Genomic DNA, 24070 nt, shown 5'->3' with positions numbered 1-24070 from the left:
GCGCAAGTTGCGGCTTTACATACTATGAGGTTTATCTCCTATAATATGTATTCAACCATCACGTGCTGGCCTCGTCGGCGGAATACGGCTAAATTTGGACGCGTACACCACTCTGGCGGCCAAGCATCTAGAATCGTTGTAAGTGGATTGGAAGCCATGAAGAAGCCACCGCTCGATCCCGATGTCGCGGACGTTGCCCCCTCGGATTCGAAGCTGACGCCGTATGACGAGCAGCATGTTGTGACGTACATGCGACTTCTGCAGGCAGAGGGTGAGGGCGCTGACTGGAGAGAGGTTACTCAACTCGTGCTCAAGATTAACCCGGTGCGTGAGCCGGATCGTGCGCGGAATGCATACCAGAGTCACCTCGCGCGCGCTAAGTGGGCCAGCGAGCAAGGACGTCTCTTGCGCGGTACTAACTCAAAGTAGAAAAACCTTTGTCGATCGGAACGTCTATCGAAAATCGCTTCCTTCTGCAGGCAAGTGGTCATCCGGAAGCACCACGTGGTGCCAAACTAGGGACTTCCTGCAACCCAATCGATTAGAACTATTGCACCGCAATCCTTGTTAGCTGCGCGCAATGGGGGCGGAAGCAATGCCTGAATTCGACTGGCGGTCGCCAGAGTCCTACAAGAGTCTCCAAGATGCTAATGTTACCGACGTCGCCTGGGAGTTTCTCCGTCGAAACCCGGATTACCGGCGCGACTACGAAGAGACGATCAAGAACAGTCCGGATGGCGAAGTAACCCCCGAGTTTAGGAGGAAATGGGGCATCTGCTTTCGCCCATGACCCGCAGAGGTCCTACGACGAACAGACAATCTTTTGGGCACACGAGGTTCTGCCGACCGTTGTCCCCGTCGCGGTGACCGTGTCACCCGTCAGCAGCGGCGCAGCGTCTCGGCCGTTGCTTGATCTCGCCGCCGGCCAGGTCCGCCGCGCCGCTGACGGCTGGCACGCCGTGCTGCTCATCAACGCGGTGGAACACCGCGTCTGGTCCAAAGCGCCGCTGGAAATAGCGGCCCACTATGTCGCCAAGTTACCGTTCGACGGCGACTTCGACGAACGCGCGTACGCGGCGCGACGGTTGTGGCGCGCAATGAACGGGCGCACGGCGGGCCCTGCGTTTCGCGATCTGTCAACGCAAAGGCGCGAGCGGTTGAGCAAAGCTATGCGCGCGCTCGATGCACAGAGCGACGGCAGCACATACCGCGCCATCGCAGAGGCACTGTTCGGCAAGAAACGCATCCCAGACCGAGCCTGGAAAACTCACGATCTGCGCAATCGAACCGTCCGTCTAGTGCAGACTGGCCTCGCACTGGTGCGCGGCGGTTATCGCCGACTTCTCCGACCCGGGCGCCGAGACGAATAGCACCCTCGGTTTGGGGTATCGAAAATCGCCCCCTCAATCTTCGGCATCCCCCTCCGATATCGTGCTTCTCCATGATGGCCGCACACACGCCGGCGCCACCCTTCACAGTGCGCTGTCATCCTGGAGCTCTCAAATGCCCGATCCGATGGCCGGTCTGCCGCCGCGTTTCCTGCGTACGCCGGAGGCCGCGCGCTATCTTGGCCTCTCCGGTCGCACGCTGGAAAAGCACCGCACATACGGCACCGGGCCAATGTATCGGAAGATTGGCGGTCGCGTCGTCTACGCATTGGATGACCTGAAAGCTTGGGCCGATCTCGGCGCCAAAACGTCGACGTCTGATCCCGGCAGGGGGACTGTGCTGCCGGCCAAGAAGCACCCGGTGTTGCGCCCGTATGCGGGCCAGGAACGTCGCTGATCGCCGCGTGGGAGCAGTGACCGTGCGGCGCAAACACCATTCCGAACGCGACCAGCTGGAACTCTTTCGGGCTTTGCCCGGCGATCTTGCGCCTCGCGACGCACAGGATCTTATGGCTTACCCGTTCTTTTCCCTCGCCAAGACGAAACGTGTGGTGCCGATCGATTTCCGTGCGGGCGCGACTGCAATTCGTGTCGAAGCCGTGCCGGAACACGGCATGGCGACCATCTGGGATGCAGACGTTCTGATCTGGGCTGCTTCCCAGATCGTCGAAGCTCGTGACGCCGGCTTGAAGACGTCGCGCCTGATGGCTGCAACGCCTTACGAGATTTTGACGTTTGTCGGCCGTGGCACCAGCGCGCGCGATTATGACCGGCTGAAGGCTGGTCTCGACAGACTTCAGTCAACGACCGTGATGACGTCGATCCGCCAGCCGACAGAACGGCGGCGGCATCGCTTCTCCTGGATCAACGAGTGGAAGGAGACGGCCGATGCACATGGTCGTCCATTCGGGCTCGAGCTGATCCTGCCTGATTGGTTCTACGCGGGCGTCATCGATGACGCGCTCGTGCTGACGATTGACCGCGCCTATTTCGAGCTGACGGGCGGGCTTGAGCGCTGGCTTTATCGGCTCGTGCGCAAACACGGCGGTCGGCAGGACGGCGGCTGGAGTTTTGATCTTGTGCACCTTCATGCCAAGTCCGGCATCCTCTCGCCGCTCAAGCACTTTGCTTACGACGTGCGTCAGATCGTCCAGCGCCAGACATTGCCCGGCTATCAGCTCGTGCTCTCGTGCGATCCGCACGGTACCGAACGACTGAACTTCGCACCTGCGCCAGTTGATCCCTTAGCGGCACGCCTGCGCCGGCGCGGTCTCATTCCAAATGCGGAGGACAACCTGTGATTCAGCTCGTGCTATCGGGGACCGCAACCCTCGTGCTATCGAGGACCCAATCCTCGTGCTATTGGGGACCGAAATCGAGCTTAAGAGCTTGTTTCTCTGCGCCTTCCAGCCCCTCTAACTTTACTAACCAGAAATCCTTCGGATTTCTTCTAACGGACCAGACCGAGAGACGCGTTGGAGGCGACCGGAAACGACGGGCCGCCAATTCTACTTGCCTTTGCAAGACGCACGCGCCTTCCACCGAACCTCGGGCTCACGGCTGCCAGTGCCAGCTTCAGGGATCGGTAGCATGAGCGACCTCACCGAAGTGGAAGTGTTGTGGCTCGAGAAGCGGATTGAAAACCGCATTCGGTTCGGGCGCATCGCCGAGGAGAAGAAGGTCGATCGTCACCGGCGCGTCTTGTCATTTGCGCCCGGCAGCATCTTTGCGTTCGTCCGTTGGACCTCCAACGACTTTGGCACGATCATCTCGCGGATTGACATCTTGCGCGCGGTCGCACCGGGGCAGCGCTGCTCGACCGTGCCGTATGTGAAGCCCGGCGGGGAGATTTTGCTGCGGCTCTCCGGTTGGCCGAAAGTCGAACGGGTGCTGCAGATGGTTGACGCAATCGAAGCGCTTGGCATTGATCCCGCCGACGTCGCTCCTGATCATTGGCATCACATTCATAATCGTCTGTCCGTCAACGAAAACCCGCGCCCCTACACGAGAGCCCGCCACCAGGCATGGCTTCACCGGCGGAGGGTCATGCGATGACACCGCGGCCCAAGACGTTGACCGCGATGCTCTGCGGTGCCGTCGCACTTATCGCACCAATCGTTCTGGAGATTACACCGGCCTACATCTGGAATGCATCCGAGAGCGTACCGATCGGGCTCTACCGTGTGCAGCCGCCGGACAAACTTTTCGTTACAGAACTCCTCGCCGTACAGCCACCGGAGCCGCTCGCGACCTTCCTCGACCTGAACGGCTATCTGCCGGCCGGATTGCCGATGCTAAAGCGCGTGCTGGCGCTTCCCGGGCAGACCGTTTGCCGAAGCGGGCTCACCATTTCGGTTGATGCCATCGAAATGGGCAAAGCCCGAGATCGCGACGGCCGTGGCCGCCCCCTCCCGAAATGGCAGGGCTGCCGCGTCGTCGGTGACGGTGAACTCTTTGCCATGAATTGGCAGTCCACCAGTTCGCTGGATGGACGTTATTTCGGGTTCTTGCCGACATCGGCTGTCATTGGTCGTGCGCTTCCGGTGTGGACCTGGGAGAAGTGATCATGCGCGTCTTGAGATCCCGATCAGCTATTCCTCTGTTCGGCCGAGTGCTGCACCATTCCTCCGTCCCGACCAACGATTGCGCCGCCGTCGCGCGCAGCGGTGGTCCAGGGCGGCCGCAAGGCCGGCGCGAAGCGACTTTACCCTGGACGGGCGCGAGCACGGCGGCACGCTTGCGTTTGTTCGAGAGGAGCCTGCGCGCTGTCGTACCGTTGTTTGTTGCGCTGAGCGCTAGCAACGTTCCCGCTTTCGCCGCGACGCGATCCGCGGAGCCTTCAGCGAACTATCGAGCAATCGATCCATCTGCGGAGTTCGTCGAGCTGGCCGCGCGCCATTTCGGCGTCCCGGTGCCCTGGATACGCGCAGTCATAGACGTCGAAAGCGCCGGCAATGTGCGTGCTAGGTCACCGAAAGGCGCCATGGGGCTGATGCAGATCATGCCAGAGACGTGGGCAGAGCTACGTCTGCGGTACGACCTTGGCGACGATCCCTACGATCCCCATGACAATATTCTTGCGGGAACAGCGTACCTTCGCGAGCTGCACGAACGGTACGGTTCACCGGGCTTCCTAGCGGCCTACAATGCAGGACCTACTAGCTACGAAGAGCATCTCACCGGCCGTCCATTGCCCGCTGAAACCCAGATCTATCTGCGGAAGCTTCTGCCGATCATCGGTGGTGATATTGCAGGTTCCAGTCGAGCCGCAAGTCTGCGGCCATCGGGGGGAGCGCTCTTCGTTGTGCGGGCTGAAAGTTCAACGACCGCGCAACCTGGGCACCCAACGAACCGAGCTCCGACTGCCGTCTCCGTACACGACATTTCGGCCATTGCGCCACAAACAACAGGGTTGTTCGTCCTGAGATCTAATGCGGGAGGCTCGCGATGAGCCAATGCGCAAGCTCGCATGCATTAGCGCGGCCTGGAGGAGAATGGGCGGAAAGGCGAGCGCAGTGGGGAGGCTCGACAGCAGGACGGCGAGATAAAAGGGGCTCGCCGGTCGAACCGCAAGCCATTGACATGGCTTGGGTTCTGGCGTGCCGGTCGGTCGGGGCGCGTGCCGCGCCTTGCATTTTGACGAATGCAATCTAAGGGGTTTTCGGCACCGTGTGGGCGTTTGATCGTTGGGAGGCCTTGCCGTGACCGTGGGCGACAGCGATCTGCGTATTCGGCCTGGGCGCATCCGCAGTACCCGCGCGCCGAAGCCCAAGAGCTTCATCAACCAGGTTCTGCGGGCAGCGAAGAAGGCAGGACACACCTCGGGTCAGACCGCGGCCGGCAGGCGTTCTGCGGCCTATGGGCGCTCGACGTTTGGCCGCGGGCGTCTCGCCTTCAGCCGCGCCAGATTGTTCAGCCCGACGCGGCGCGTGGTGGTGAAGGCGCGCGTGGTTCGTCACAAAGGGCGAGCCTTTCGTTCCGCGCCACTGACCGCCCACCTCTCATATCTGAAGCGCGACGGTGTGACCCGGAGCGGCGAGCGTGCCGAGATGTTCGATGCCGGGAGCGACCGCGCAGATAGCGCGGCGTTTGCCGAACGCTGCAAGGACGACCGGCATCATTTCCGGTTCATTGTCTCGCCCGAGGATGCCGGGGACATGACTGACCTGAAGGCCTTCACCCGCGACCTCGCCAGGCAGATGGAGACCGATCTCGGTACGCGGCTCGATTGGGTGGCTGTCGATCATTGGAACACCGATAACCCTCACGTCCATCTTCTCGTCCGTGGAGTAGATGAGGAAGGGGCGGATCTCGTGATCTCCCGCGACTATATCAGCCAGGGCCTGCGCTCACGCGCCGAGGAATTGGTTGGCATCGAGCTGGGTCCAAAACCGGAGCACGAGATTCGCAATGCGCTGGAGAGGGAAGTCACGGCGGAACGATGGACGCGGCTCGATCGGGAGATCCGGCTGACGGCAGATGAGACGGGCTACATCGATCTTCGCCCCGAGATCCCTAGCCAGCCCGATCCCGAGATCAGGCGCCTCATGGTCGGTCGCCTTCAGCACCTGGAGAAGATGGGCCTCGCCGCATCCGCCGCGCCAGGAGAATGGATGGTCGGACTTGAGGCCGAGCGTAGCTTGCGTGACCTCGGCATGCGCGGCGACATCATCAAGACCATGCACCGCGCCTTCACCGAGCGTGGGGAGGCGCGCGGCGTTGCTGACTTCGTCATCGAAGGCGATCAGCCAACGTCCCAGATCAGCGGGCGATTGGTTGACCGGGGATTGCATGCCGAACTGACTGGCGAGGCTTACGCCGTAATCGACGGAACAGACGGACGCGCGCACCACGTGCGCTTCCGAGGGCTCGAGGCCTTCGATCACGCACCACCGATCGGCGGAATCGTCGAAGTCCGACGGTTCGGTCGAGCCAGCGATTCGCAGCCGATTGTGGTGCTGGCGATCCGCTCCGATTTCGATCTTGCCGAGCAGGTCACCGCGAAGGGCGCGACCTGGCTCGACCACAGGCTGGTCGAACGCGAACCCATGCCGCTCGCCATGGGTGGATTTGGCCGCGAGACCCGCGACGCCATGGAAGCCCGTACCGAGCATTTAATCCAGGAAGGCCTGGCGCGGCGGCAGGGCCAACGGATCGTCTTGCAGCGCGACCTCCTGAACACGCTGCGTCGGCGCGAACTGGACGAGGTGGCCACAAAGGTCTCGACGGAGACCGGCTTGCCTTATGTGAACCCTGGCTCCGGAGAGCATGTGGCGGGTACGTATCGCCAGCGGCTGGCGCTCACCTCGGGACGCTTCGCCATGATCGACAATGGGCTCGGCTTCCAACTCGTGCCCTGGTCGCGCGAACTCGAAAAGAGGCTCGGCCAACACGTCGCCGGCGTCGTGAAGGACGGCGGTGGCATCGAATGGGGCTTTGGCCGGAAGCGTGACCTCGGCCTCTAGCTATCTCACCAATTCACTTACGGAAGGGCGATCGCGATGTCCGGAACCAAAATCCTCTGGGGACAGGTGATTGTTGTCGGCCTGATCGTCTTGCTGGCCATATGGGGAGCAACCGAGTGGACGGCTTGGCGGCTCGCCTGGCAGCCAGAACTAGGGCGGCCTTGGTTCGAACTGTTGGGCTTCAAGATCTACTATCCGCCTATCTTCTTCTGGTGGTGGTTCGTCTATGACGCCTATGCGCCTCAGGTCTTTGTGGAGGGGGCTTTCATCGCCGCGTCGGGGACCTTCGTTTCGATCGCGGCGGCGATCGGCATGTCGGTCCGGCGGGCGCGCGAAGCCAAGAACGTTGAGACCTATGGTTCGGCGCGCTGGGCTGACGCGGAAGAGGTTCGAGCGGCCGGACTACTCGGCCCGGATGGTGTGGTGCTGGGCAAGCTCGATCGCGACTACCTCCGCCATGATGGGCCGGAGCACGTCTTGTGTTTTGCTCCCACCCGGTCCGGCAAGGGTGTCGGACTCGTCGTTCCCTCGTTGTTGGCATGGCCGGGCTCGGCCATCGTGCACGACATCAAGGGTGAGAACTGGCAGCTGACCGCGGGTTTTCGCTCGCGGCATGGCCGCGTCCTGTTGTTCGACCCGACCAACCCGAAATCCTCGGCTTACAATCCGCTTCTCGAGGTCAGGCGCGGGGAATGGGAGGTTCGCGATGTGCAGAACGTCGCCGACGTCCTGGTCGACCCCGAAGGCTCACTCGACAAGCGGAACCATTGGGAGAAGACCAGTCATTCGCTCCTGGTCGGCGCCATTCTCCACGTCCTCTATGCCGAGGTGGACAAGACCCTGGCCGGTGTCGCCGCCTTCCTGTCCGATCCGAAGCGGCCGATTGAGGCGACGCTGAAGGCAATGATGACGACGCCGCATCTTGGCGAGCATGGCGCCCATCCCGTGGTCGCCTCGACCGCGCGCGAACTCCTGAACAAGTCGGAGAATGAACGTTCCGGCGTCCTGTCCACTGCGATGTCGTTCCTCGGTCTCTACCGCGATTCCGTCGTGGCCCAGGTGACCTGCCGCTGCGACTGGCGGATCGCCGATCTGATCGCAGATGGCCGCCCGACGACGCTTTACCTCGTGGTGCCGCCCTCGGATATTTCCCGGACCAAGCCGTTGATCCGTCTGGTGCTGAACCAGATTGGTCGTCGCCTGACCGAGGATCTGCACGCCCGCGACCGCCGGCATCGCGTTCTGATGATGCTTGACGAGTTCCCCGCACTTGGGCGGCTTGATTTCTTCGAGTCCGCGCTCGCCTTCATGGCAGGCTACGGCATCAAGAGCTTTTTGATCGCGCAGTCGCTCAATCAGATCGAGAAGGCCTACGGGCCCAACAACGCAATTCTCGACAATTGCCATGTCCGAGTCAGCTTCGCGACCAACGACGAGCGGACCGCTAAGCGGGTGTCCGATGCGTTGGGCACGGCGACCGAGATGCGGGCCATGAAGAACTATGCCGGGCACAGGTTGAACCCCTGGTTAGGGCACCTCATGGTCTCGCGCCAGGAGACGGCAAGGCCCTTGCTGACCCCGGGCGAAGTCATGCAGCTTCCGCCGATGGACGAGATCGTCATGGTGGCGGGCATGCCGCCGATCCGGGCGAAGAAGGTCCGCTACTACGAGGATCGGCGGTTCATCGAGCGGGTTCTGCCGCCGCCTGATCCGGCGAGCGCCAGCCGATCACAGCGAACGGATGGATGGTCAGCGCTCGGACCGTTGAAGCCGACGGCAGGACCAACTGACAAAGCCGCGGAGGCCGAGGAGGACACGGCGAACAGCGGGCTCCGTCGTGAGCCCGAACTCCCCGATCACGTCGCGATCGCCAAGGAGACGACCGAACCGACACCGGCCGAAGAATTCGCCATCGTTCTTGAGGATGACGAGGACGCGGTTCGCCAATCTCGACTTCTTCGTCAGCAGATGCGCGGCGTTGCGCGTCAGGTCGCTCTGGACCCGAATGACGGTATGGAGCTCTGAGGCAATATGCGCGACCGGATGAACGTCTACTTCCCACCAGAGCTACTGAAACAGATCTCGGAGCTCGCCGATCACAGGAAGCTTTCCCGGTCTGCGATCGTGGAAGCGGCTGTCACTTCGTTTCTCTCACCGGATGGAGCGGACAGGCGGGAGGCGGCCTTCGCTCGGCGCCTCGATCGGCTGTCGCGTCAGATGCAGCGGCTGGAGCGCGACGTCGGTGTGATTGCTGAAACCTTGGCTCTGTTCATTCGGTTCTGGCTGACGATAACGCCGCCGCTACCCAATGACGCGCAGGCGGCCGCGCAGGCAAAGGGTCGGGAACGATTTGAAGGATTTGTCGAGGCGCTCGGGCGCCGCCTGCAAAAGGGGCAAAGCTTTCTCCGCGAGATTCCCGAAGATATTCGACGTCAGGAGTCGGCCGACGAATCCTGACCGAGCGTCCTGGAAGCGCTATCGCGCCTGACCTTCTTTTTCTACGCCAGCCTACGACTGCAGCGATTTAGCCGAACTGACAAAAGCTGAACGCGCTATCGGCTCGAACGAGCGGAGAGCAGAGGGGCCAGCATGCAAGTCTTAACAGCATGGCATCGAATAGCGCGCGTTTTTCTCCCATTTGCAGCTGGGTACTATCTTTCGTATCTGTTTCGAACGATCAACGCACTGATCGCCAGCCATCTCAGCTCGGACACAGGGCTTGGGACTGCCGACCTCGGGTTGCTTACATCAGCTTATTTTCTTGCTTTCGCGGCCGCTCAGATCCCCGTCGGTATATTGTTGGATCGATTTGGTCCGCGTCGCGTCCAGAGTGTTCTGCTCTTGCTTGCCGCAGCGGGCGCCGGCCTCTTCGCGATATCGACTGACTTCCTGTCGCTTTTGATCGCGCGTGCAATGATCGGGCTTGGCGTGGCGGCGGCGTTCACCGCAGGACTGAAGTCGATCGTCCTTTGGTTCCCCAGGGACCGTGTCGCCTTGCTTAACGGCTACATGGTCATGCTGGGATCGCTAGGAGCGGTGACTGCTACGGTCCCCGTCGAACACCTGCTCGCCTGGATGGGCTGGCGGCAACTCTTTGAGGTCCTGGCGGCCGCTACTGGTGCAACGGCCATTCTCATCTATGCCGTCGTGCCTGAGCGAGGCATTGTCCCATCAGCAGCGCGCGCCACTCTTAGCTCCGTTTTTGGCGATCGACGCTTCTGGCGAATTGCCCCGTTGTCGGCTACTTGCGTTGGATCAGCCTGGTCCCTGCAGGGATTGTGGGCATCACCGTGGCTGACCGACGTGGAGAGGCTTGATCGCGTAAGTCTCGTCCGACAGCTTTTCATAATGTCCATCGTATTGACCGGCGGTGCCTGGTTGTTCGGCATGACGGTCCACTTCGTCAAACGGAGAGGAATCGGGGCGGAGACGATATTGGCGATGGTTGCAGTGCTGTTTATTACAGCCGAGTTAGCCTTGATCCTACGAACACCTCTGCCGTCCATCTTGCCCTGGTCTGTTGTCGCAATTGTCGGCACAGCAACCGTGGTCAGCTTCGCGGTGATAGCGGATTACTTTCCGCCGGAGCTTGCCGGTCGTGCCAACGGCGCCTTGAACGTCTTGCACTTTGGTTGGGCGTTTCTAGCACAATACGCGACAGGCCTCATCCTGGAGCGTTGGTCTGCGTATGATGGCCATAGGACCCTCCAAGCCTATCAGGTCGCGTTCGGCGTCAACGTAGCGCTGCAGATCGCGGCGTTGGTCTGGATCTCGTTGCCCTGGGGCCGATACCTAGCTCCACGGATGAGGCCAATTGCGTTTTTTGTGCCGGCTAATGTTTTCAATGTTGTCGAGCCAGTAAGCTCGTATGAGAATTCGGTGGTCCTCATACCCGTGGATGATGATGCTGAGTGGTGAGCAAGTAATTCGCATTACGATTGAGTAGGCCTCAAAGATCAGTTCTTAGTCTTTCTTTTTCTACGCTAATCTACGATCACTGAAAGCCATTGTTGCACCAAGTCCGTGGGTGCCTTTCTTAATCATCCCCATCTGAGGGCCGTCTTTGGACGCTCTCACTCGGTGGGGGCGAACGGTGGCAATCCATTCCATTCAATCGGAGGCGAGTTCGCGCGGTGCGCGAATGCTGCGTAGCGCGCTCGGCTCCGCGATTGCCGGCTACCTCGAAGATGAAGCGATCATCGAGGTGATGCTCAATCCCGATGGGCGGCTGTGGATCGACCGGTTGTCGAACGGCCTGATCGACACAGGCGAAACTCTGTCGGCCGCGGATGGCGAACGCATCGTTCGCCTGGTTGCGCATCATGTGGGAGCCGAGGTGCACGCCGGCGCGCCACGGGTTTCGGCCGAACTGCCCGGGACAGGCGAGCGCTTCGAAGGCCTCTTACCTCCGGTCGTTGCAGCACCGGCCTTTGCTATCCGCAAGCCCGCCGTCGCCGTGTTTACGCTCGACGACTACGTCGCCAGGCGCATCATGACCTCGGAGCAGGCCGAGACCCTGCAGAACGCGGTCGCTGCACGGAAGAACATCCTAGTCGCTGGCGGGACATCGACGGGCAAGACCACGTTGACGAATGCGCTTCTGGCCGAGGTGGCGAAGACCTCCGATCGGGTCGTGCTGATCGAAGACACCCGCGAGCTACAGTGCAGGGCGCCCAATCTCGTTGCGTTGCGGACCAAGGACGGTGTGGCGACGCTGTCGGATCTCGTCCGCTCGTCCCTCCGACTGCGTCCTGACCGCATCCCGATCGGCGAAGTCCGAGGTGCCGAAGCGCTCGACCTCCTCAAGGCCTGGGGCACCGGCCATCCCGGCGGCATCGGTACCATCCATGCTGGGACTGCGCTCGGCGCGCTGCGGCGCCTCGAGCAACTGATCCAGGAAGCCGTCATCACGGTTCCGCGTGCCCTGATCGCCGAGACCATCAACCTCGTTGCTGTGCTTGCGGGGCGCGGCGCTGACCGCCGCCTCGCTGAACTCGCCCTTGTCACGGGGCTTGGCGTCGCCGGCGACTACGACCTTTCATCAACAGGAGACTGACATGAGGCAGCAATTTCGTTTTGATCGAGATGTCGCTTCACTGGCTACGTCCGGGCTGGTTCTTTTGACGTCAGCACCGGCATGGGCAGCTGGCTCGAACATGCCGTGGGAGCAGCCACTCAATCAGATTCTGCAGTCGGTCGAGGGGCCGGTCGCCAAGATCATCGCCGTCATCATCATCGTCGTGACCGGGCTCACGCTCGCGTTCGGGGACTCGTCAGGTGGTTTCCGCAGGCTGATCCAGATCGTGTTCGGGCTGTCGATCGCATTCGCCGCCTCGAGCTTCTTCCTGTCGTTCTTCTCGTTCGGCGGCGGCGTAGTGATCTGATGGATGAACCGGTCACAGGTTTTGTCGTGCCCGTTCACCGCGCACTCACCGAACCAATCCTCATGGGCGGCGCGCCCCGGTCGGTTGCGATTGTCAACGGCACGCTTGCGGCAGCCCTTGGGCTGGGATTGCGGCTCTGGATCGCGGGTCTCGTCCTCTGGTTCATCGGCCACATGGCCGCCGTCTGGGCCGCCAAGCGCGATCCTGCCTTCGTCGATGTGGTGCGCCGACATCTGCGCATTCCCAGTCATCTCAACACCTGAGCCCTCGGTCATGATGAATCTCGCCGAATATCGCCATTCCAGCGCGCGCCTTGCCGACTTCCTGCCCTGGGCAGCCCTCGTCGACGAGGGAATCATCCTGAACAAGGACGGCTCGTTCCAGCGGACGGCAAAGTTCCGGGGGCCTGACCTCGACAGCGCGGTATCGGCCGAGCTTGTCGGTGTCGCCGGTCGCCTGAACAACGCCCTGCGGCGTCTAGGATCTGGTTGGGCGGTCTTCGTTGAAGCGCAACGCCGTTTTGCGGGAGCTTACCCGCCGAACACCTTTCCGGATGTCGCGTCCGCACTGGTCGACGCCGAGCGCAGAGCTCAATTCGAAGAGGCGGGTGCCCATTATGAGTCCAGCTATTTCCTGACCTTCCTCTATTTGCCCCCGGAAGAGGGGGCTGCCCAGGCAGAGCGACTGCTCTACGAGGGACGCGATCGGACCGTTGGAGCGGACGCGCGCGAGGTGCTGCGCGGGTTTGTCGATCAGACCACCCGCGTGCTGCAACTCGTTGAAGGGTTCATGCCCGAATGTGCCTGGCTCGATGATCAGGACACGCTGACCTACCTGCACTCGACGATCTCGACCAAGCGTCATCGCGTTCGGGTGCCTGAAATTCCTATGTACATCGATGCGCTGTTGGCGGACCAGCCGCTGACCGGCGGGCTTGAGCCGATGCTGGGGGCAGCCAACCTGCGGGTTCTGACGATTGTCGGATTTCCGGGCGGGACGACCCCGGGAATCTTGGATGATCTGAATCGCCTGCCATTCTCTTATCGTTGGTCGACCCGAGCGATTATGCTCGACAAGACCGACGCCACCAAGCTGCTGACCAAGATTCGTCGGCAGTGGTTTGCCAAGCGAAAATCCATCGGCGCCATCCTCAAAGAGGTCATGACGAACGAGGCGTCGACGCTACTCGATACCGACGCACACAACAAAGCGCTTGATGCCGACGCGGCGTTGCAGGAGCTGGGATCCGATCAGATCGGACAAGCCTTTGTCACGGCGACCATCACGGTGTGGGACCGCGATCGCAGTGCGGCCGATGAAAAGCTCCGTCTCGTCGAGAAGGTCATTCAGGGTCGCGATTTCACCTGCATGATCGAGACGGTGAACGCCGTCGAAGCCTGGCTCGGCAGTCTGCCCGGACACGTCTACGCCAATGTCCGGCAGCCGCCGGTTTCAACGCTCAACCTCGCTCATATGATTCCGATGTCGGCCGTGTGGGCGGGCGAAGCGAGGGATCTGCATTTCAAGTGTCCGCCGCTTTTGTTCGGCAAGACCGAGGGATCAACGCCGTTCCGATTCTCGCTCCACGTCGGCGACGTCGGTCATACCCTTGTGGTGGGGCCGACAGGCGCTGGCAAGTCAGTGCTGCTCGCGCTGATGGCGCTACAGTTCAGGCGTTACCCGAACTCTCAGGTCTTTGCGTTCGATTTCGGTGGTTCGATTCGGGCGGCCGCCCTCGCCATGGGCGGTGATTGGCATGATCTCGGCGGCGCATTGTCTGACGGAGGTGAACAACCCGTCGCCCTGCAGCCGCTGGCCCGGATTGATGATCCTTCCGAGCGCGGATGGGCGACGGAATGGATCGGCGCGATCCTGGCACGGGAAAAGGTCGAGATCACCCCGGAGGTCAAGGATCATCTGTGGTCGGCGCTGACATCTCTCGCTTCGGCGCCGAGGGAGGAGCGCACCCTCACGGGCCTGTCAGTCCTGCTCCAATCGAACTCTCTGAAACGCGCCTTGCAACCATATTGCCTCGGCGGTCCGTCCGGGCGCTTGCTTGATGCCGAATTCGAACGTCTCGGCGAGGCGTCGGTCCAGGCGTTTGAGACCGAAGGCTTGATCGGAACGAGTGCGGCGCCGGCCGTGCTGGCGTACCTCTTCCATCGTATTGGTGATCGTCTCGATGGCCGGCCGACACTCCTTATTGTTGATGAGGGATGGCTTGCCCTCGACGACGATGAGTTTGCCGGACAGCTCCGGGAATGGCTGAAGACGCTTCGTAAGAAGAACGCGTCCGTCACCTTCGCCACACAGTCGCTTTCGGACATTGATGGCTCAGCGATTGCGCCGGCTATCATCGAAAGCTGCCCAACTCGCTTGTTGCTTCCGAACGAACGGGCGATCGAACCGCAGATCACTGCCATCTACCGCCGCTTCGGCCTCAATGACCGTCAAATCGAGCTTCTGAGCCGGGCAACGCCAAAGCGCGACTACTATTGCCAGTCGCGCCGGGGCAATCGGATGTTCGAACTTGGCCTTGGTGAGGTTGCGCTCGCATTTACCGCGGCCTCTTCCAAGACAGACCAGGCCGCCATCACGCAACTCATCGCCGAACATGGACCCGACGGCTTCGTGCCTGCCTGGCTCCAGCATCGTGGCGTCGCCTGGGCGATAGATCTGATCCCCAATCTCGTCAATCTGGAGAAATCGCTGTGAGACCTCTTGGCCTATTGGCGACCACGGCCGCCTTCGCGCTGTTGCTTGGCGTCACGGTGCCCGCACGGGCGCTGATCGTCTTCGATCCCACCAACTACTTCCAGAATGTCCTGACGGCCGCGCGGGAGCTCCAGCAGATTAATAATCAGATCACCTCGTTGCAGAACGAGGCACAGATGCTGATCAATCAGGCAAGGAATCTGGCAAGCCTGCCGTATTCGTCGCTGCAGCAACTGGAATCATCGATCCAGCGCACCCAGCAATTGCTGGCCCAGGCCCAGCGCATTGCCTACGATGTGCAGCAGATCGATCATGCCTTCTCGACAAGCTATGCGCCAGCGACCAGCAGCCAGTCGAGCCAGTTGCTGATCTCCAACGCTCAATCGCGATGGCAGAATTCCTATGCAGCGACGCAAGACGCGCTTCGTGTCCAGGCCGGCATCGTTGGTAACCTCGACAACAATCGCATCCAGACGTCTGCCCTCGTAACCTCGAGCCAGAGTGCCAGTGGCGCCTTGCAGGCAACTCAGGCCGGCAACCAGATCCTCGCGCTTCAAGCGCAACAACTTGCCGATCTCACAGCGGCCGCGGCGGCGCAGGGCAGGGCGCAGAGCCTCGAAGCGGCTCAGCGCGCTTCGGCTCAGGATCAGGGGCGAGAGCAGCTCAGGCGTTTCCTGACGCCAGGACAGGGCTATCAATCCTCCAATGTGCAGATGTTCCACTGATGACCGATGTAAGGGCATTCAAGGCACTGTCGCTGCTTACGACAATCGGCCTAGTGGCCGTCGCGGCCTGCACGATTCAGCTGCGTGGCCGCGTCGAATCTGGGTCGGCGCCGAAGGCGGAGCAGAGGACCGATGCAGCCAACGCCGACCTCGTACGTTGCCGCGGCGTCACTCCGGAGGAGACGGCAGGCTATCGCCGTTGCCAGCAGATTTGGGCTGAAAACCGGCGCCGCTTCCTTGGCGGGAAAGACGGCGTCGTAACTCCCAGCCGCGATGACTCAACCAACTCGATACCTGCCCAAAAGGATCAAAGCCGGATCCCGCAGGGATATCCGCTACCGGAGACACCTGAGGCGAACAAGCCATGACTGGTACGGGGATCATTGACCAGTTTCTGGAAACGTTCACGCGTTATATCGACAACGGTTTTGGGCTACTTGGCAGCGATGTCGGATATCTCGCAACGACCCTTGCGGCGATCGACATCACGCTCGCCGCGTTGTTCTGGAGTTGGGGAACTGACGAGGACATCATCGCGCGCCTCGTCAAGAAGACGCTCTTCGTGGGGGTCTTCGCCTACCTCATCGGCAACTGGAACAGCCTGGCGCGTATCATCTTCGAGAGCTTCGCCGGTCTTGGACTGAAGGCATCGGGCGCAAGCCTGTCCGCATCCGATTTCCTGAGACCTGGAAAGATCGCTCAAGTCGGGCTTGACGCCGGCCGACCGTTACTCGACTCGATCTCCAACCTGATGGGCTACATCAGCTTCTTCGAGAATTTCGTCCAGTTCGTCGTTCTCCTGTTCGCCTGGGTCGTGGTGTTGCTTGCCTTCTTTATTCTGGCGATCCAACTCTTTGTCACCCTGATCGAATTCAAGCTCACAACGCTTGCCGGCTTCGTGCTCATTCCCTTCGGCTTGTTCGGCAAGACTGCTTTCGCGGCCGAGCGGGTGCTGGGCAACGTCATATCATCCGGCATCAAGGTCTTGGTCCTGGCCGTCATCGTCGGCATTGGCTCGACCATGTTCTCGCAATTCACCGCTGGCTTTGGTGGCAATCAGCCGACCATTGAAGACGCGATGACGCTGGTGCTGGCGGCGCTCTCCTTACTAGGGCTCGGCATCTTTGGTCCGGGTATCGCAAACGGCCTTGTGTCAGGCGGACCGCAACTCGGCGGCGGCGCCGCAATTGGAACAGGCCTTGCTGCCGGCGGCGTTGTTGCGGCGGGCGCGGGTCTTGCTGCCGGCGGTGCTGGTCTCGCTGGCGGCGCAATCGCTGGCGCCGCGCGTAGTGGCGGCGCTGCGATGAGCGGAGCATCAGCGGCCTACCGGAGCGGCGGCCTTGCCGGTGTCGCGGAGGCCGGCGCTTCCGCTGCGATGAACCCGTTGCGTCGTGCAGCGGCTGCGCTCGGCGGAGGTAGGGAAGCCGGCGCGCAGGGCGCGAGCACTTCGGCCGAAGGACAGCCCGATTGGGCGCGTCGCATGAAGCGTGCCGAGACTGTTCGGCACGGTGCGTCGGCAGTCAGCCACGCGGTTCGCTCAGGTGATCACGGTGGCGGTGGCTCTTCCGTCGATTTGTCTGAAGGAGAGCGCTGATACTTAGCCGCTGCGCCTTCGCCAGCCGCTGCGCGGCCGACTGAAACGCGGACACCGAACAACTCGAAAACGATTACTTGATCTCAGGGGCAACTATCGATGTTCACACGACCTTCCGTGCACTACGGGCGCATGCCCGAGCCGATCACGCCTTACCAAAAGGCAGCGCAGGTTTGGGACGAACGCATTGGATCTGCCCGCGTACAGGCCAAGAACTGGCGCTTGATGGCGTTCGGTTGCTTGATGTTATCAGGCGGTCTCGCAGGTAGCCTCGTTTGGCAATCGAGCCGAAGCTCGATCACGCCCTGGGTGGTTGAAGTGGACCATCTCGGCCAGGCCCAAAGGGTCGCGCCGGCCAACATCGACTATCAACCCACTGATGCGCAGATCGCCTACCATCTAGCGCGCTTTATCGAGGATGTCAGAGGCCTACCGGCCGACGGCATCGTTCTACGACAAAACTGGCTCCGGGCCTATGATTTTACGACCGATCGTGGTGCTGCTGCGCTCAACGACTATGCGCGCAACAATGACCCCTTTGCCAAGTTGGGCAAGGCCCAAATCTCCGTGGACGTCTCGAGCGTCATTCGCGCGTCGTCTGAGAGCTTTCGCGTCGCGTGGACCCAGCGCGTCTACGACAACGGCTCGCTGAACTCGACGGAGCGCTGGACTGCAATTCTTTCGATCGTGATCGAGACACCTCGCGATGCTGAACGCCTGCGCAAGAATCCTCTTGGCGTCTATGTCCGCGCCATCAACTGGTCAAAGGAGTTGAGCCAGTGACCAACACGACGCATGACGCTTATTCGTATCGTCCTTTCCCGCAGATCAGGCTCAACTCGGCTTGGTCCCGGTTCGTGACCTCAAGGCGAGCACTTCTGTCAGCGCTCTTGCTTTGCTCGTCGGCGCTCGGTGGGTGCTCAACGTATATTCCTCCGGAGATCAGCTATGACGCTGAAGTCCCGCCGCTACCGGCGGCTCCAGCGGCGTTGGACGACAGGTCGCAACCGCTTCACGTTCCGCCGCTCTGGAAGCCGGTTCTCGGCGGCAAATCGGGAAGGAAGGAAGACGCCGAGCCAGTGAGCCGGGTTGAGACGGCAAACAGCGCGGCCCGGGTCGAACCGCGCAAACGCGGGTATTTCAACGCGGCGCAGATTTACGCGTACAGTCCTGGAGCTCTCTATCAGGTTTATGCCGCACCGGGGCAGATCACGGATATCGCCCTCGAGGAAGGTGAGCAGTTGGCGGGATCAGGACCCATCGCGGCCGGGGATACAGTGCGTTGGGTCGTGGGCGACACCGAGAGCGGGAACGGCGACACGCGCCGCGTCCATATCCTTGTCAAGCCGACCCGTGCATCGATTGAGACTAACCTCGTCGTCAATACCGACCGCCGCACCTATCTTATCGAACTCCGATCCCGCGAGCGGCCATACATGCCGTCCGTTTCCTGGTACTATCCGGAAGCAGCGCGCGAACGATCCCGTTCAGTCGCTCTGAAACCCGTTCTTCCGGATCCGGCGCAGCGTATCTCCCGCTACGCCATCGAAGGGGACAGTCCTGCGTGGCGGCCGCTCGCCGCATATGACGATGGCCGTAAGGTCTATGTCGAATTCCCGCTCGGCATTGTGCAGGGCGAGATGCCTCCGCTCTTTGTCATTGGACCGGACGGCAAGACGGAACTCGTCAACTACCGCGCCTACGGCAACGTGCTGATCGTGGATCGGCTCTTTGCAGCCGCCGAACTCCGGCTCGGCGGCGAGCACCAGCAGAAGGTCAGGATTGTCAGGACCGACGGGAGGCCGTCGTCATGAACACTCCGAATGGAAGCGATCACGAAGAAATAATTCCGCCGGAGACACAAGGGGAGCAGTCCGAAAGCTTCCGCTTGAGAGCAGAGAGTCCGCGTGTGACACGATTGTCCCGGAGAGTCCTGGCCGGCGGGAGCGCCGTTGCATTGCTCGTCATCGGCGGAGCTGTGTTGTGGTCGCTGCAGAGCAATCGTCCCCGAAACTCGGCGGCCGACGAGCTTTACAGTACCGATCATCACAATATTGCTGACGGCATTACGACGCTGCCGAAGGATTACGCTGGCGTTTCGCGGCAGCCAATCCCACAACTCGGTCCGCCACTCCCTGGGGACCTCGGTCGACCGATCCTTGCCGCCCAAGGCCAGTCGCCGACGATCGGCGGTGATCCGGAACAGCAGCGCCGAGACCAAGAGACCGAGGCAGCCCGCATCAGCCATTTGTTCGCTCCGACCAATGGAGGAGCGCGTCCGCCCACTGCTGCCGCGGTTGGAAGCGACCGCGTTGTGCTACCGAACGCAACGAACTCTGGCGACGATGGCTCTGCGCAGAATGGCCAGGACCGCAAGCTTGCCTTCGTCAACGCCTCCGTGGACCGTCGCACGGTAAGCCCTGACCGTGTCACCAGACCCGCTTCACCATACATCGTTCAGGCCGGGACGGTGATTCCGGGAGCACTGATCACCGGGATCCGATCGGACCTGCCAGGCCAAATTACCGCGCAGGTCACCGAGAATGTTTTCGACACACCGACCGGCCGCTTTCTGCTTGTGCCTCAGGGTACGCGCCTGATCGGTATCTACGATAGCCAGGTCACTTTCGGCCAGTCCCGTGTCCTGCTCGTTTGGACCCGGCTGATCATGCCGAATGGACGTTCAATCGTTCTCGAGCGGCAGCCTGGCGCTGACACCGCGGGATATGCAGGTCTCGAAGACCAGGTCGACAACCACTGGGGCGAACTCTTCAAGGCTGCGGCACTATCGACGTTTCTGGCGATCGGGACCGAACTGGGGGCTGGCTCGGACACCAATAGCAACGACAGCGCCATCATCCAGGCATTGCGGCATGGCGCCTCCGACTCGCTGAATCAAACCGGACAACAGGTGGTTCGGCGCAGTCTCAACATCCAACCCACTCTAACCGTGCGACCTGGCTTTCCAGTTCGCGTTCTCGTCAATCGCGACCTCATACTTGTGCCATACGGAGGGTAACGGCATGCCCAAGCTCAAAATAGCAGCACTGCCGGACGACAGGCCGGTCAAGATCGCCGCCGAACTTCCGGCATCAGTGCATCGGGATCTCGTCGCCTATGCAGAGGCCTTGGCAAGCGAAAGTGGGCAGCGCATCGATCCGGCGAAATTGATCGCACCGATGCTAGCGCGCTTTATGGCCACGGACCGCGGATTTGCAAAGGCGAGACGAGCCGGTCACCCCTCGAGAGCCGGCGGAAGCGAGGGATAGCGCTCTGCCAACAGATTGAGGAAACGGTTTAGAGCCGGATTTTCATTGTCGTCGCGCCAATGCGCAAAGAAGTCTACCCGGCTAGGTCCTGTCCCGTCGTGCAATTCCCGGTACACAAGACCAGCGAAACTTGCGCCGATATCCGATTCCATCACCAGACTGAGCCCCATGCCCATACTCGTCAGATTTTTGATAATGCCGCGGCTTACGTCGTGGCGCTCTACTGCGGGCCGGTCGTCAGGTGAGCCGAGCTTCGAAATCAGGAGATCCTCGAGCTCTCGTCCCGGATCAATCTTGCTTAGAAGTATCTTTTCGTTACGCAAATCTACCCAATAGATGGTCTCGCGCGCCGCTAGGCAGTGATCCTGAGGCAACGAGATCAAGATGCGCTCGCTCCACAGCAGTAGTGATTTGACGTCCATTGAAGCCAGACGTCCAGGGCTAACGACGACGTCGACGGTCCCGTTACGCAGCGCGGTCATCAGATGAAAGCGAGAGCGTTCCATCGTTGCCAATTCGATCTGCGGGAGCCGCTTCTTAAATTCACCTATCGTCGCCCGCAAATTGCCGGTAGACACGGACGTGTAAAAGCCAATAACGAGATGGCCAGTATCGCCGCGGCCACCAGACCTCCCGGTTTCAACGAGTATGTCGACCTGTTCCAGGATCAGCCGCGCAATTCGCAAAACCGCTTGCCCAGCGATAGTGGGCTTGATTCCTCCGCTGGAGCGCTCGAATAGTGAAGTCCCAACCAGATATTCAAGCTGACCGATGGATCGGCTCAGGACAGTGTGCTTGATCGAAAGGACATCAGCGGCTCGTCGAAAGCTCCCGTAGTCGCTGGCTGCAACGGCGAATCGAAGCTGTTGCAGGTCAATCGAGTTCGCTGCGTTCCGCCGATTGTGTCGGATCCCGGGTTCTGTCATTTTCGAAGCTCGGTAACAAACCACAAGACAGGAAGCCCCCGATCCAGGCGAGGACCTCTAATCTCGTTCATTGGCAGGGATCGTTCTAGGCGGCAGCAAAGATTACTGGCGTCCAGAGAGTCGGTGTCGAAAGACCCCCAGCCTTGCGAAGATTCCGGAGAACTTCGCTCGAAATCGCAAGGTAACCCGCCAAGGCCACGGTTTTGCCGATTGTGGTCGGATTGCCAATGCGTCGCAGCGGCCAACCGACCCGTCGAAGGATTCGCTCCATTCGGAGATCTGTGACAGTAACGATATCAGTGAGTTGTCGTGAGAGCCCGAACTCGACCATTCCGGCAAACAGCTCGTATGCCGCGCGAGTTATGCCGTGATTTCCTTTGGGGGCGTCGGCTGCAATGTCGATAGCGAACCTGCTGCTTTCCCATACTAGCGGAGTTGACGGCGCGGGTTGATCTTCGAGAAGCGCGGGAAAGGTGTCGCGAAGCATGGTCGGGCCAAGCGTGGGGAGCAGACGTACGGAACCTTGCACTTGGCCGTTTTCACCTACCTGGATTAGATAGTCAGGATGCAGCGCGTCGAATTCGTCGATCTCCATGTCGCCGCTGGTCTCGACTTCCCATGCCATGCGCAGTTTGAAGACACGATGCCGCAACCGATGCATCTCAACGAGAGTGTCGGAAAGCTCTCCGTACGAAGGTGGTGTGATCAACTGGATCATAATCCCTCCAGAAGTGTTGATAGCCTTCGTTGAAGCGCGATTATCGCCTCAAATCATCACCTGTAGTTGTAGGGGGAGGGCACCCTAATTTTGCTTTTTTCTATTTGCAGCCGCCAAGTGTGTTACGGCCTGCGCGATTGTGCGAACGCCGAGCTTTTCCTTCGCATTCTCTAAGTAATATGCAACTGTGTTGCGCGAAATACCGAGAATGCAGCCGATTTCCCAAGAGCTCTTTCCTCGAGCCGCCCACTCCAAACATTGTACTTCGCGGCGCGATAGCCGAATTCCGTCGAGACCACGTTCGTTTTCGAGCTTGCGACGAACGTGAGCATGAAAATACATCGCCATGAGTTGAAGGACACGCGTGTACGAAGCAATGCATTTCTCGAATTGTGGCCGGCTCTCGTCAGTAGCGAAAGTTAATGCGGAGATTGGCCCATGCCCATCGTGAATCGGCACCGTGAAGCCGAACCGGATTCCGCATTGGGCGGCTTCATCGAATAGTCGCCGCTGCTCTTTTGAACTGGTTTGTGATCGAAAATCGATTCCCCATCGAAAGGGCTCCGGGCTCCGAAGGGCTTCTCGAATGACGGGATCAATGACTTGGTATTTCTTATCTAGATAATGGGTCGTCCATCGCGTTGGATATGTTGAGATGAGTCGGGGCTTCCTGTCTTGTTCGCTCTGGAGAGCGAGATAAGCGAAACACGATAGGTCCAAAGCCGATGCTGTTTCCGCCAGCGCGTTGGAGAAGCCTTCGGCATCTTCAGCACTGACTATTGCATCAATGAATTGTTGGAAGACCCGATGCATATGCTTTCCCCTAGACCGGTATGCGCAGAAGCCTTGTAGGCGACTCACCGCAGCGTCGTCGCGGTGCTGCGCTTGAGGATGCCTGGCCCTCCGGACCTAAGGGAAAGCCTGCTAACATCAAGCACCACACGCCTCCGTAGCTAGCGCCGAAGGAAATTAGGCAAAGCCTGGCCTGTGCGGGACGCGCCTCACAGTCCGATCTCTCATGTGCAGCCATGGCTAATGCGTGGGATTCTGCGGCCGCGAGGACCGTCTGATCGGTAGGGTTTGCGCCGGCAGGACAGGTGTAGATCAGAGGTCGCCACGGCCGAGCAGCGCGTGCAGCGCGGCCTGCCGCATAGTGGAGAAGATCGACTCCTCGTCGAGGCCCTTCCTAAGCGTCGCAGCCGTGTTGAGCATGGAGAACACGGCCTGGGTCAGCAGTCGTGCCTCGGGTTCGGACAGGTCGGGCCGCAGCGGGATCATCACGGAAATCCACTCTTCGGCGTACAACGCCATCTCGCGCCGGATCCGTCTGTGGTCGTGCTCAGGAAGAGCGTGCTCGTTCTTGGTGAAGATCAGCGTGCTTGGTGGTCCTTTAAGGATCAACCGGATGTGCGACTCGACCATCGCTATCATGGCGGCCTTTGGGTCTTTCGTCGTCTCCGCGATCCTTTTCGCAACCTCGTGCACGATCTGCGTCGGTTCCTCCAGAACCGCGATCAGGACTGCCTGCTTGTTCTGGAAGTGGCGATACAATCCAGGACCAGTGATGCCGGCGCGCGCAGCGATCATTTCAACTGTGACCGCGTCGTATGAGTGCTGCAGGAAGAGCTCTGCAGCGACTGCGATCAACTGCTCGCGCCGCCCGCTGCTGTATGCCCGCTTGATCGGTAATGGCTGAATATTCATTGAGGCGCACCGTACCACGTGCCGGGCGCGAAGCACCGTGTCTCCCCGCGCGCCGGCATCATCTGTTCCAACTCAATGAACGGATCGTGTGAACGTCTCATTTCATCCTCAGGTAAATATAGATTCACTTTTTTGACCGCCGTCAGATGCTCGGCGAGGGGCTCTGAATATTTCCCATCGCG

The 24070-nt window shown here is 60.7% G+C and carries 27 protein-coding genes; 23 read left to right on the top strand and 4 right to left on the bottom strand.

Features of this window, described 5'->3' with window-relative positions:
* Positions 1-156: 156 nt before the first annotated feature.
* The 23 genes from XH92_RS39710 (at position 157) to XH92_RS39605 (ending at position 20540) form a co-directional block, all read left to right on the top strand.
* Positions 157-429, top strand: a complete 273-nt coding sequence (locus tag XH92_RS39710) for a DUF2285 domain-containing protein (protein ID WP_194456890.1) — start codon at positions 157-159, stop codon at positions 427-429.
* Positions 430-580: 151 nt separating this feature from the next.
* Positions 581-790, top strand: coding sequence for a transcriptional regulator domain-containing protein (locus tag XH92_RS43515; RefSeq protein WP_371817896.1), 210 nt, complete (start codon positions 581-583; stop codon positions 788-790).
* A 115-nt stretch (positions 791-905) separates the two neighbouring features.
* Positions 906-1370, top strand: a complete 465-nt coding sequence (locus tag XH92_RS39705) for a DUF2285 domain-containing protein (protein ID WP_246788059.1) — start codon at positions 906-908, stop codon at positions 1368-1370.
* Between the two features lie 133 nt (positions 1371-1503).
* Positions 1504-1785, top strand: a complete 282-nt coding sequence (locus XH92_RS39700; RefSeq protein WP_194456888.1) for an AlpA family transcriptional regulator — start codon at positions 1504-1506, stop codon at positions 1783-1785.
* Positions 1786-1807: 22 nt separating this feature from the next.
* Positions 1808-2689 carry a replication initiator protein A gene (locus XH92_RS39695; RefSeq protein ID WP_194456887.1) on the top strand — a complete coding sequence of 294 codons (882 nt, stop codon included), beginning with the start codon at positions 1808-1810 and terminating at the stop codon, positions 2687-2689.
* A 289-nt stretch (positions 2690-2978) separates the two neighbouring features.
* Positions 2979-3443, top strand: a complete 465-nt coding sequence (locus XH92_RS39690; RefSeq protein ID WP_194456886.1) for a DUF2840 domain-containing protein — start codon at positions 2979-2981, stop codon at positions 3441-3443.
* Complete coding sequence (locus XH92_RS39685) at positions 3440-3952, top strand: S26 family signal peptidase (protein WP_194456885.1); 513 nt, start codon at positions 3440-3442, stop codon at positions 3950-3952. Before XH92_RS39690 ends, XH92_RS39685 begins: the two co-directional genes overlap by 4 nt.
* A 2-nt stretch (positions 3953-3954) precedes the next feature.
* Positions 3955-4839, top strand: a complete 885-nt coding sequence (locus XH92_RS39680) for a lytic transglycosylase domain-containing protein (RefSeq protein ID WP_246788057.1) — start codon at positions 3955-3957, stop codon at positions 4837-4839.
* A 250-nt stretch (positions 4840-5089) separates the two neighbouring features.
* On the top strand, positions 5090-6853 hold the full coding sequence (locus tag XH92_RS39675; RefSeq protein ID WP_194456884.1) for a DUF3363 domain-containing protein: 1764 nt from the start codon (positions 5090-5092) through the stop codon (positions 6851-6853).
* A 36-nt stretch (positions 6854-6889) separates the two neighbouring features.
* Positions 6890-8878, top strand: coding sequence for a conjugal transfer protein TraG (locus XH92_RS39670; RefSeq protein ID WP_194456883.1), 1989 nt, complete (start codon positions 6890-6892; stop codon positions 8876-8878).
* 6 nt (positions 8879-8884) lie between these two features.
* Positions 8885-9310: a CopG family transcriptional regulator gene (locus tag XH92_RS39665; RefSeq protein ID WP_194456882.1), complete on the top strand. Its 426-nt coding sequence runs from the start codon at positions 8885-8887 to the stop codon at positions 9308-9310.
* Positions 9311-9442: 132 nt separating this feature from the next.
* Positions 9443-10771: a nitrate/nitrite transporter gene (locus XH92_RS39660; RefSeq protein WP_194456881.1), complete on the top strand. Its 1329-nt coding sequence runs from the start codon at positions 9443-9445 to the stop codon at positions 10769-10771.
* Between the two features lie 223 nt (positions 10772-10994).
* Positions 10995-11909 (top strand): P-type conjugative transfer ATPase TrbB, encoded by a 915-nt coding sequence (gene trbB / locus XH92_RS39655; RefSeq protein ID WP_194456880.1) that lies wholly within the window; start codon positions 10995-10997, stop codon positions 11907-11909.
* Position 11910: 1 nt separating this feature from the next.
* Complete coding sequence (locus XH92_RS39650; RefSeq protein WP_194456879.1) at positions 11911-12237, top strand: TrbC/VirB2 family protein; 327 nt, start codon at positions 11911-11913, stop codon at positions 12235-12237.
* Entirely contained in the window at positions 12237-12500 is a 264-nt protein-coding gene (locus tag XH92_RS39645) for a VirB3 family type IV secretion system protein (RefSeq protein WP_194456878.1), read from the top strand. Before XH92_RS39650 ends, XH92_RS39645 begins: the two co-directional genes overlap by 1 nt.
* A 10-nt stretch (positions 12501-12510) precedes the next feature.
* Positions 12511-14952, top strand: coding sequence for a conjugal transfer protein TrbE (gene trbE, locus XH92_RS39640; protein WP_194456877.1), 2442 nt, complete (start codon positions 12511-12513; stop codon positions 14950-14952).
* The gene (gene trbJ / locus XH92_RS39635) at positions 14949-15677 is read left to right on the top strand and encodes a P-type conjugative transfer protein TrbJ (RefSeq protein WP_194456876.1); all 729 of its coding nucleotides are present in this window, start codon (positions 14949-14951) and stop codon (positions 15675-15677) included. The genes trbE and trbJ overlap by 4 nt, the downstream gene beginning before the upstream one ends.
* A complete protein-coding gene (gene trbK-alt / locus XH92_RS39630) occupies positions 15677-16045 on the top strand; it encodes a putative entry exclusion protein TrbK-alt (protein WP_194456875.1) in 369 nt (122 codons plus the stop codon). Before trbJ ends, trbK-alt begins: the two co-directional genes overlap by 1 nt.
* Complete coding sequence (gene trbL, locus XH92_RS39625) at positions 16042-17271, top strand: P-type conjugative transfer protein TrbL (protein ID WP_194456874.1); 1230 nt, start codon at positions 16042-16044, stop codon at positions 17269-17271. Before trbK-alt ends, trbL begins: the two co-directional genes overlap by 4 nt.
* Positions 17272-17370: 99 nt before the next feature.
* The gene (gene trbF, locus XH92_RS39620) at positions 17371-18054 is read left to right on the top strand and encodes a conjugal transfer protein TrbF (RefSeq protein WP_194456873.1); all 684 of its coding nucleotides are present in this window, start codon (positions 17371-17373) and stop codon (positions 18052-18054) included.
* Entirely contained in the window at positions 18051-19085 is a 1035-nt protein-coding gene (gene trbG, locus XH92_RS39615) for a P-type conjugative transfer protein TrbG (RefSeq protein WP_194456872.1), read from the top strand. Before trbF ends, trbG begins: the two co-directional genes overlap by 4 nt.
* Positions 19082-20290, top strand: coding sequence for a TrbI/VirB10 family protein (locus tag XH92_RS39610; protein ID WP_194456871.1), 1209 nt, complete (start codon positions 19082-19084; stop codon positions 20288-20290). Before trbG ends, XH92_RS39610 begins: the two co-directional genes overlap by 4 nt.
* Before the next feature lie 4 nt (positions 20291-20294).
* Positions 20295-20540 carry a DUF2274 domain-containing protein gene (locus XH92_RS39605; RefSeq protein WP_194456870.1) on the top strand — a complete coding sequence of 82 codons (246 nt, stop codon included), beginning with the start codon at positions 20295-20297 and terminating at the stop codon, positions 20538-20540.
* Here the strand turns inward: XH92_RS39605 and XH92_RS39600 are convergent.
* From XH92_RS39600 to XH92_RS39585, 4 genes are all read right to left on the bottom strand, one after another.
* The gene (locus tag XH92_RS39600) at positions 20507-21466 is read right to left on the bottom strand and encodes a LysR family transcriptional regulator (protein WP_194456869.1); all 960 of its coding nucleotides are present in this window, start codon (positions 21464-21466) and stop codon (positions 20507-20509) included. The two genes, XH92_RS39605 and XH92_RS39600, sit on opposite strands and share 34 nt — an antisense overlap.
* Positions 21467-21551: 85 nt before the next feature.
* A complete protein-coding gene (locus tag XH92_RS39595; protein ID WP_194456868.1) occupies positions 21552-22184 on the bottom strand; it encodes an acyl-homoserine-lactone synthase in 633 nt (210 codons plus the stop codon).
* Positions 22185-22268: 84 nt separating this feature from the next.
* Positions 22269-22997, bottom strand: coding sequence for a LuxR family transcriptional regulator (locus tag XH92_RS39590; protein ID WP_194456867.1), 729 nt, complete (start codon positions 22995-22997; stop codon positions 22269-22271).
* 291 nt (positions 22998-23288) lie between these two features.
* Entirely contained in the window at positions 23289-23888 is a 600-nt protein-coding gene (locus XH92_RS39585) for a TetR/AcrR family transcriptional regulator (RefSeq protein ID WP_194456866.1), read from the bottom strand.
* Positions 23889-24070 lie beyond the last annotated feature (182 nt).

The sequence above is a fragment of the Bradyrhizobium sp. CCBAU 53421 genome, from assembly GCF_015291625.1.
Taxonomy (GTDB): Bacteria; Pseudomonadota; Alphaproteobacteria; order Rhizobiales; family Xanthobacteraceae; genus Bradyrhizobium.
This window is presented reverse-complemented; position numbering and strand designations above follow the sequence as displayed.